Source organism: Marinobacterium sp. xm-d-564 (assembly GCF_013283345.1).
Classification (GTDB): Bacteria; Pseudomonadota; Gammaproteobacteria; order Pseudomonadales; family Balneatricaceae; genus Marinobacterium_E.
Window position 1 is genome coordinate 1 of the sequence record NZ_WBYO01000016.1, and the last position, 9,398, is coordinate 9,398.

Below are 9,398 nucleotides of genomic sequence, written 5' to 3' on the forward strand. Positions count from 1 at the left end.
TAGGGTATGCACTTCTGCGTTTGATATAGTCTGCGTCATGGTCCGTCTCCTTTGGATAAAAGTGTGGTAACTAATATCCTGGCACATTGTGATGCCGTTTAAGAAGCGGGACGGACCATCCCATTAGACCCTGTGTCATTACGACTGGGTCAGACAGTTGCGTCAGACAGCTCCGAGTTGCTGTGCTGTTTCAAAAACTCGTTAGAGAGTTCAAACGTGACTTTGCGGCGTTGAATAGGGCAGTTGAATGCCAGTTTGACAGCAAACAACTGCATGCCTGCTAGGTTTTTGTTGTCACTTCCGTAGCGTGGATCACCCATAACAGAGTGGTCGATCTGATTGAGATGACGTCGGATCTGGTGTGTTCGCCCAGTTAGTATCTCTACATAGAGATCCGAATAGTCACGATCGGGGTTGTAGTGCAGTCGGGTGAATTTGGTATGGGCCGGTTTACCATCCAGTTTATTGATGATTTCACCGGACTCAGGTGCCTGGCCTGAGACAAGACAGCGGTAAAATTTCTCAACCTTACGGTTTTGGAATTCGCGCGAGATGGCGCCTGCAACACCCTGTTTATGAGCGATCACGATGAGACCAGCCGTTTCACGATCCAATCGGTGTATCAAAAACGAAGCGCGTTTCGGTTCAAGTGTTTGCTCGGCTAAACGAGTAATGGCGAGGTGATCACACCAGTCATTTCCCTGTGCAACCATACCGGCTGGTTTGAACCAGACAGAGTAACCTTGAGCATCCACCAAACATTGCGCGCCCTCTGGCTTTCGGCCTAAGAGTTCAGAATCGTAAAAGAGAGAGATCTGATCGTTTTTTTGCAGAATCTCTTTGGCCTTACGCAGGCGCTTACGACCTTTTTGGCCACGCTTCAGCCAGCAGGCACCTTTACTCAGTGCATCCTTAATCTTCTGTTTGGAGATTGCAGTCTCTTGCGCCAGAAAGTCGGTGACATTGGTGCCGGCTTGTTCAGTGGTGATGGTTTTTTCGAACTCTATTTTCATAAAAATTCGGCACCCGAAGGTGCCGTTATCTCGTCTTTTTGAATCAGTCTTTTACGACATCGATGTAGTAGTGGTCGACGCCGTTGATGTTCTCTCGCACTAGGCCGTGACAGTCCGTCTCGAAGCCAGGGAACTTGGCGTTGAATTCGCGAACAAACTTCAAGTAGTCAACGATGGTTGAGTTAAAGCGCTCACCCGGTATCAGCAGTGGTATGCCCGGTGGGTAGGGTGTCACGAGCATGGCGGTGGTTCGACCCTCTAGCTCATCAATAGAGACACGTTCAACTTCACGGTGCGCCATCTTCGACCAAGCATCTGCCGGTGTCATAGCAGGCTCAATCTTAGAGAGATACATCTCTGTCGTGATTTTTGCGACATTGTACTTGCGGTAGATGTCGTGCAGTGAGTGACAAAGATCACGCAGACCAATTCGCTGATATTCAGGGTGCTGTGCGACAAATTCAGGCATGACCCGCCACATGGGTAGGTTGTTATCAAAGTCATCTTTGAACTGCTGAAGTTCAGTCACCATAGAGTTCCAGCGGCCCTTAGTGATGCCGATGGTGAACATGATGAAGAACGAATAGAGTCCCGTTTTTTCAATGATAATACCGTGCTCAGCTAGGTATTTACTGACAATCGCCGCCGGAATGCCGTGCTCATCAAACTCACCATGGATGTTCAATCCCGGTGTGATAATGGTCGCCTTAATGGGATCGAGCATGTTAAAGCCAGACTCAATCTTGCCAAAGCCGTGCCAAGTGTCATCTTCATGGATGACCCAAGCATCACGATCGCCAAGACCCTCATCATCCCACTTCTGAGGTCCCCAAACTTTGAACCACCAGTCGTTCTCACCAAACTCTTTTTCGACCTTAACCATGGCGCGACGGAAGTCGATCGCCTCGTACAGGGACTCCTCGACCAGTGCTGTACCACCGGGAGGTTCCATCATTGCAGCGGCAACATCACAAGAGGCGATGATCGCATACTGAGGGCTGGTCGATGAGTGCATCAGGTAGGACTCGTTGAATCGGAAGGTATCCAGCTTACGGTTCTTAGCGTCCTGTACTAGAATCTGAGAGGCCTGTGACAGACCTGCCAACAGTTTGTGCGTTGACTGTGTTGCAAAGACCAGAGTGTCGTCAGAGCGTTCGCGGCTCTCTGTGCCGCCAATCGCGTGCATGTGGTTGTAGAACTTGTGGAATGCGGCGTGAGGCAGCCAAGCTTCGTCAAAGTGCAGCGTATCAATGGTGTCGCCCAGCATCGATTTAATTGTCTCTACGTTGTAGAGAATGCCATCGTAGGTCGATTGCGTCAGTGTCAGTACGCGAGGTTTTTTGTTTAGAGCCTCACGAGCAAAGGGGTTCTCTTCGATCTTGCGACGAATCGTCTCGGGATCAAACTCACTCTTTGGAATCGGTCCGATAATGCCGTAGTGGTTACGAGTTGGCATTAAGAATACAGGAATCGCACCACACATGATGATCGAATGCAGAATCGATTTGTGACAGTTACGATCCACTACCACAATATCGCCAGGGGCAACGGTTGAATGCCAGACCACTTTGTTCGACGTCGAGGTACCGTTAGTGACAAAGAAGAGATGATCAGCGCCAAATATGCGTGCAGCACTCTGCTCTGAATCTGAAACAGGGCCAGTGTGGTCCAGAAGCTGTCCAAGCTCCTCAACCGCATTACAGACATCGGCACGCAGCATGTTCTCCCCGAAGAACTGGTGGAACATCTGCCCAACCGGACTTTTCAAGAAGGCAACGCCGCCCGAGTGTCCTGGGCAGTGCCAAGAGTATGAAGAGTCGCTTGCGTAGTTCATCAACGCATTGAAGAACGGCGGTGCTAGTGATTCGAGGTACTTTTTCGCTTCACGAATAATGTGGCGTGCAACGAACTCGGCAGTGTCTTCGAACATATGGATGAAGCCGTGAAGCTCACGCAAAATATCATTCGTCACATGACGAGAGGTGCGAGTTTCACCGTACAAGAAGATTGGGATCTCGTTGTTACGCTTGCGAACTTCGGTAATAAAGTCGCGGATGTTATTCAGTACTTCGTCGGACAGATCATCCGTTTCACCAGAATCAAACTCCTCATCATCGACGGAGATGATGAAGCAGCTGGCACGGCTCGCCTGTTGAGCAAATGCAGTAAGATCGCCGTAGCTGGTTAAGCCGACAACCTCCATACCCTCTTTTTCAATGGCGGCTGCAAGGTCACGAATGCCTGAGCCAGAGATATTTTCAGAACGGAAATCTTCGTCAATGATGACGACTGGGAAACGAAATTTCATCCACAACGCCTTTAAGGTGGTGAAACGAATCCGCTTCGGTGAGATAGGTCACTCTGCGGTACTGATGGGCCATGCTGGCCCGCTTTAAAGCAGATAATAACAAGCTTTCATGCTAGGTAAAACAGTTCTTGTGGCAGGGTGGATGGGGGCTATTTTTTGACTCAAGGGTTAAAGATTTTTCTTTTACGCCAAAGTCTCATCTAAGAGGCCTATACAGCACTCCTTTTTTTGTTAGAATCGATGGTTATTCGATTTGCTGCCTATTGAATGGGCAGCCCTCAAATGGTGGATTTTTAGTGCTTTTCAATAAGCTACCAGACGATATATTTGCGCCGCTCTCTGGGCAGAATAGACAGGTTTACCAGTCTGTTCTTCTTGAATTGGCCGATCTCTTCTTTGATGAAGATCTGATAGATCCCTTTATTGCCAAAGATTTAGTCCGTTCAACCATCGAAAATGCCGTTGTTAAGCTTGGTGTTCGTCGGTGGGTGGCTGAGTCTGAAGAGGAGGCGGAGCTGCCTACCTCTAGCGCAGATTACACAAACCGTATCTACCGACGCCTAGTGCAAACGGGCTGGTTAGAGGAAGAGCAGAAGATCTACCGCACCTATGTGTTGCTCTCACCTTCGGTCAGTTATCTGTTGCGTAACCTGGTTTCGATCGCGCGTTTGGAAAAACGCAGTTACGGTGGCACCGTTCTTAACGTGCTGTCGTCTCTGGAATCGGCCATCAATGATCCGGTGGGTCGTGGTATTACCCTATCGGAAGCGGCAGACACAGCAGCCGAGTTCAGTGCACACCTGACCGATATGATGTTGGGTCTGCGCGAACTTAAAATATCATTGGCTGAGTCGCATAACCCGCAAGAGATTGTCCGTGGCTTCTTTGATCGTTTCGTTGAGCACATTCTTGTTTCTGACTATAAGACGTTGAAAACAAAGAACAACCCCTTCCGTTTTAGACGTCAAATTCTCTCTTTATTGCGTGATCTTCAGTTCGATACGCTGAAGGTAGAGATGCTGACTGAGCACTATCAGATGCAGTATGAGATCGAATCTGAAACTGCGGAAGCGATGGTGCACCAGCACATCAATCGCATCATCCGGATCTTCGAGTCGGTCGACCAGCGTCTGGCGATCATTGATGATTTCCGTTACCAGCTAGAGAAACGGGTAGCCGACACAGTTCGTTACATGGACAAGACAACGCCGGGTATGGCGGCTCGACTGTCGCGTGTCATTGCCAAATTGGCGGAGAAAGATGGTCGGGAGATACCACCGGTTCAGTCGCTTGATCAGTATGGCTTTATCTCGCCTTCGTCCATTCGCTCGCCAGTGCGTCGACGTGTTGAGACAGCGCCTAGAGTCATTACCCAACAGCAGATCGATCCTAAGGTTCTTTACATGCGTCAGCTCTTCAAAGAGTGGAAGGCACGCCGTGAGGTGAAAGTGGATCGAATTGAGGCCTACCTAGATCGTCACTTTTTAAATGGTGAAAACCTGGTCTCGGCGTCTGAATTTACCATTGATTCAATCGAAGATTACATCTGCTTCAGCTATGTGCGACACCTAAATTCGTTAGGTAAGAAAGCGCGTAAGACAGCTGAACGCTACCAAATAGAATTTGATGAAGAGTACGTGCGCGTTGCCGATATGGTGGAGTGCCGTGGTTTCAAAATACACAGGAACAACGCCTGATGCTTGGTGATTTACAAAAAGCGCTGACGCGCAATGAAAAGAGTACAGAAGCCGATTTCGTTCGCGCTGCAAACTCACTACTGACAAACCAGTTCCTCTATGCGGATCGCCCTGCACAGCGTGATACTTATTTCCTTATTTCGCAGAATATGGAGTACTTCCGTAACCTGTTCGCGGCACTGGGTTGGTCTCTGGTCTATCAACCTGATGAAGCCTATTTGGGTGTGCTACCCCAGGGTGAAGAGCGAGTCATGCGATTGAAGCTCGATGAGTCTCTGTTGATGCTCTGTATGCGTCAAATGTATGAACAGAAACTGGAAAATTTCGAAGTAGAGAGCGGTAAGGCGTACACCACGTCTGATGATCTGTTGAGCACTTACGAGAGTTTAACCGGTAAAGAGATCCCTAATGAGACGCGTCTAAAAGAGATCCTGTCGCTCTTCTCACGTCACGGTTTGATTGAACGCGGCAAGGCGAATGAGACCGACCCTAAAAACATTCCAATCGGCATCTACCCCACCATTCGTCAAGTGGTGGTCGAAGATTACATCCGACAGCTTGAGGCGCTCTGTGACATCGAAAGCGCTGATGCGGCCTTGATGGATGATATTGCTGACACTCCAGAGGAGTCGATCGAAGAGGTGAGTGAGCCAGCTGATGAGTCAGTGGAGTCAGAAGAGAAGGGTGCAGTAGAGGAGTCTGACGATGAAACAGCTTAATCGCATCGTTCTAGTTAACTGGTATGTATTGGGTGCTCAAGAGATACCGATCAAAGGTAATGTCGCGATTGTAGGTCCTAACGGCTCAGGTAAATCGTCACTACTGGACGCCATGCAGACCATTTTGATGGGTGGCCATAAGCGCCACTTAAGTTTTAACGCCTCGGCGGGTGAAAAGTCTGAGCGTTCACTGCGCACCTACTGTCTCGGTTTTATGGATGATGGTGGTAAAAGCAACAGTGCCCGTGAAGATTCTATCAGCTATCTGGCGATGAGCTTCTTTGATACTGAGACGGCACAAGAGAGCTGTATTGGTGTTGCGATCAGTGCATCAACCGCCAGCCCAGATGAAGAGGTTTTGGGTCGCTTTATTCTGCCTAACTTCTCTGTTTCGCTGGATGACTTTAGTCGAAAAGAGGGCGGTGGTCGTATGCCGCGTCCTTGGAATGAAGTTCGTGAAAGCCTGCTTAAACAGTGTCCGGATATGACGCTAGAGAAGCGTGCAAGCCGCTACATTCGTGAGGTTGTGACCCACTTGAGTCACGATCCAGCGATGCCGAATGACGATGACAAATTCATCAAGAACTTCAAAAACGCTCTTAAATTTGTACCCATTGATAGTCCGACTCGATTCGTTCGCGAGTTTGTCTTGGATGAGAACGTAGTGCATGTCGGAGCCTTCCGTAAATCGCTGGATGAGTATCGAGCGATGGAGGAGAAGACGCGTGATGTGGCTAACCGTATTGATGAACTGGTTAAAGTACAAGAGCTCTGCCAGGGTATCAGTCGTAACATCAAAAACGCCGTCGAGTACGAGTGGGTTGTTCACGAGTCACGTTTTGAAAGCGCCGACCTTCGTAAAGAGGAGGCTGAAGAGCGTCTAGAGAAGTGGCAAGAGCAAGAGGCGGAAGTTGAGCGAGAGCTAACCAATATTGGTGCTGATCTCAATCAGGTTATGCAGGATCTTGCCAACGCACGTGCAGCGCTAAACAACACCGATGCTGCGCATCAGATTAACGCGATGGAATCTTCTATACGCGTTGGTCAACACGAACTCAATGTCATCGAAGAGCGCATTCAGAAGGCCTACTCGCTGATGCGCACAGCGGTGAGCTTTAATCAGAATCGTGAGTTCTTGCCTGAAGAGTTTGCAGCACTGGTGGATCAAGCATCAGAGATCTGGCGCTCGGGTGAAAACCTAATGGCAGACGCTTGGCCTTCAGATCCTGTCAGCGTCGATAACACGCTAAACGCAATGCGTAAGTCGATTGAGAACGTTCGTCGTAAAGTGTCGCGTCGTTATGAAGAGTCAGTTATCCGTATTTCTGAACTGCGCGCTCAGATACAGAACCAGAAGAGTGCCGTAGAACAGCTTCAGCAGGGGCGCGCCCCCGTTCGTCGTAACACGGCTGAATTGATGGAGCTGTTGAGTGAGTACGGTATCGACTCAACACCCATTTGTGAGTTGGTTGATATTACCGATGACAAGTGGCGCATTGCAATTGAGTCCTTCTTAGGTGCTCGCCGCGAAGCATTGGTCGTCGATCCTGATCGTGTCAAAGAGGCGATTACACTCTACCGCCGTAAAGGGCGTCACCTGAAAGGGTGTCGTATCATCAACACCACTAAATCGGGTGACTGGTTACACCGCACTAAGCCAGGTTCTCTGGCTCAGTTTATCGAGTCTGACTCTGACGATGCCCGCGCATTTATGAATCGCGCACTGGGCGGTGTCATGGCGGTTGAGACGGAAGCGGAGCTTTTGAAACAGGAGCGTGCGTTGACCTATGACTGCATGTTGCAGACCGAAGGTTCAACCACATCAATTAATGAACTGACACCAATTATGGGTATTCGTCGTCGTGGTGATCAACTTGAACTGCAGGGCAAGCAGGTCGATCAGCTGGTCAATGAGTTCACACTGCTAGGTCGTCAGCACGAATCTCTAGAGAAGCTACGTGATGCGTTAATAAGCCTTGATGGCGGTCTGTCTCAAGTGAACGAGCCTCTGTTTGATTTGACAGAACAGCGTAAGAAACTGACGCATCAGATTGAAGGGTACCAGCAGACTATTGTCGATCTCCGTAACCATGACGATACCGGTATTCAGCAGCGCATTGCCGATCTGGCGGCTAAGCAGAAAGAGACCGAGTCCACTCAAGCTGCGTTGATGGATAAGCTGCAAAAAGCCCGTACAGGCCTGATCCGTGATACTGCTCAGCTAGAGGTGCTAGAGACCGATCTAACAGAGCATGCTGAAGCGCGTGCAGCCTGTGAAGCGAAGAATGAGTTCGACGCTCAGTCTGCGCAGGAGAAACGCGACTACCTCGATGAGAGCAGTGATGGTGAGCTGGAACGCATCATCTTTGAAGCGGCCAAGAAAGCTCAGTCTGAACTGGCTCTGCATGAGAAGAAAAAGAACGGTGTCCGTGATGCCGTTGCACAGTATAAAGCGCGTCACCACGGTGGCGGTTTGACTCACCATGAGTTGGATAAGGTTGGACCAGACTCCAGTCATGAAGATCTCGAGGGTTACGTTAACGAGACCGTTGAGGCACTCCGTGAATCTGAATTGGCAGAGTACACAGAGAAGGCCGAGCGAGCTCGTCTAGAGGCTGAGTCTGCTTTCCGTTCTGACTTCGTGGCCCATCTGAATGACCAGATCAATAAGATTCGTGATCTGATCCGTGAGCTAAACTCGCACTTGAAGAACCGTCCTTTCCATAAAGAGATGTACAGCTTTGAGATGTCACCTAACCCTGAGTTGAAAGACATTCTTGAGTTGGTTGAGGCCTATACGCAGCTCGATTCTGCCAATGTGGGCTCGTTGTTTGATATGAAGTTTGATGACAATGCGCAGCACAAGGATGCTCTAGAACGAATTCACGAAGTACTTAAAGATGAAGGCGAGAGCAGTCTGCTTCAGGACTACCGTAACTTCTACAACTTCGAGTTGGTGGTTAAAGATCTTGACGGCAATCGTAAGACAACCCTGTCGCAGCGTATCAAGACCGGTTCCGGTGGTGAGCACCAGGTACCGTTCTACGTCGCGATGGCGGCCGCCTTGGGTGCGACCTACCGCCTAAAAGAGGGTAGTGATGGTAAGCCTGTTGGTGGCTTCAGCCTGTCGGTATTCGATGAGGCGTTCAACAAGCTGGATTCAGAGAACACCGTTACCTCGCTTGGCTTCATGAGTGATTTGGGTCTCCAAACCATTATTGCTGCGCCGGATGAGAAGTACTCTCTGCTCAGTACTTGCATGGATACCATCATTAACGTCTGTCGTGACGGTCGTGTGGTCGACATTGATGTCGAGTTCCCAACGGATCTTGGTAAAGCGCTATTGGCGTCTGATCACCCTTACAAGGTAATGGCAGAAGAGGAAGCGGCGGAGCTTTAACAAATAGCGTCGCGGCCTCAATGAGACCGCTCCAACAGGTATTAATCGAGGCCTCTTAAGATCGCTCCAACAACTTAAGTGTCGGAACCTTATCGAAGATGAGGCGATCGATTGCCCGAAAAGGGGACTGGCCCAGGTCATATATGGTCCGTCCCGCGTTATGCAAGATAAAAGTACCAATGGTTAAGGTGAGCTGCAGTCATATATCCGGCTTTTGATGAAGATCTCTTTCTTCTAGCCCCAATGGATTCTGCATACTTC

5 protein-coding genes are annotated in these 9,398 nt (G+C 49.5%); 3 read left to right on the forward strand and 2 right to left on the reverse strand.

Going from position 1 to position 9,398, the window contains the following annotated elements; all coding sequences use genetic code 11:
* Nucleotides 1-149: 149 nt before the first annotated feature.
* Both XMD564_RS11215 and XMD564_RS11220 read right to left on the reverse strand, forming a co-directional pair.
* Nucleotides 150-1,013: an RluA family pseudouridine synthase gene (locus XMD564_RS11215; RefSeq protein ID WP_173508352.1), complete on the reverse strand. Its 864-nt coding sequence runs from the start codon at nucleotides 1,011-1,013 to the stop codon at nucleotides 150-152.
* A gap of 43 nt (nucleotides 1,014-1,056) precedes the next feature.
* The gene (locus tag XMD564_RS11220; protein WP_173489173.1) at nucleotides 1,057-3,321 is read right to left on the reverse strand and encodes an Orn/Lys/Arg decarboxylase N-terminal domain-containing protein; all 2,265 of its coding nucleotides are present in this window, start codon (nucleotides 3,319-3,321) and stop codon (nucleotides 1,057-1,059) included.
* A 296-nt stretch (nucleotides 3,322-3,617) separates the two neighbouring features.
* On the opposite strand from XMD564_RS11220, the gene XMD564_RS11225 reads away from it, so the two are divergent.
* Genes XMD564_RS11225 through XMD564_RS11235 form a run of 3 tightly spaced genes read left to right on the forward strand, consistent with a single transcriptional unit; the run spans nucleotide 3,618 to nucleotide 9,137 of the window.
* Nucleotides 3,618-5,018 carry a Wadjet anti-phage system protein JetA family protein gene (locus tag XMD564_RS11225; protein WP_173508353.1) on the forward strand — a complete coding sequence of 467 codons (1,401 nt, stop codon included), beginning with the start codon at nucleotides 3,618-3,620 and terminating at the stop codon, nucleotides 5,016-5,018.
* Entirely contained in the window at nucleotides 5,018-5,737 is a 720-nt protein-coding gene (locus XMD564_RS11230; RefSeq protein ID WP_173481105.1) for a DUF4194 domain-containing protein, read from the forward strand. Before XMD564_RS11225 ends, XMD564_RS11230 begins: the two co-directional genes overlap by 1 nt.
* On the forward strand, nucleotides 5,724-9,137 hold the full coding sequence (locus tag XMD564_RS11235) for an SbcC/MukB-like Walker B domain-containing protein (protein ID WP_173508354.1): 3,414 nt from the start codon (nucleotides 5,724-5,726) through the stop codon (nucleotides 9,135-9,137). Before XMD564_RS11230 ends, XMD564_RS11235 begins: the two co-directional genes overlap by 14 nt.
* Nucleotides 9,138-9,398: the final 261 nt, after the last annotated feature.

Coding starts and splice junctions, on each gene's coding strand:
- XMD564_RS11215 (WP_173508352.1), bottom strand. CDS start 1,013: ATGAAAATAGAGTTCGAAAAAACCATCACCACTGAACAAGCCGGCACC.
- XMD564_RS11220 (WP_173489173.1), bottom strand. CDS start 3,321: ATGAAATTTCGTTTCCCAGTCGTCATCATTGACGAAGATTTCCGTTCT.
- XMD564_RS11230 (WP_173481105.1), top strand. CDS start 5,018: ATGCTTGGTGATTTACAAAAAGCGCTGACGCGCAATGAAAAGAGTACA.
- XMD564_RS11235 (WP_173508354.1), top strand. CDS start 5,724: ATGAAACAGCTTAATCGCATCGTTCTAGTTAACTGGTATGTATTGGGT.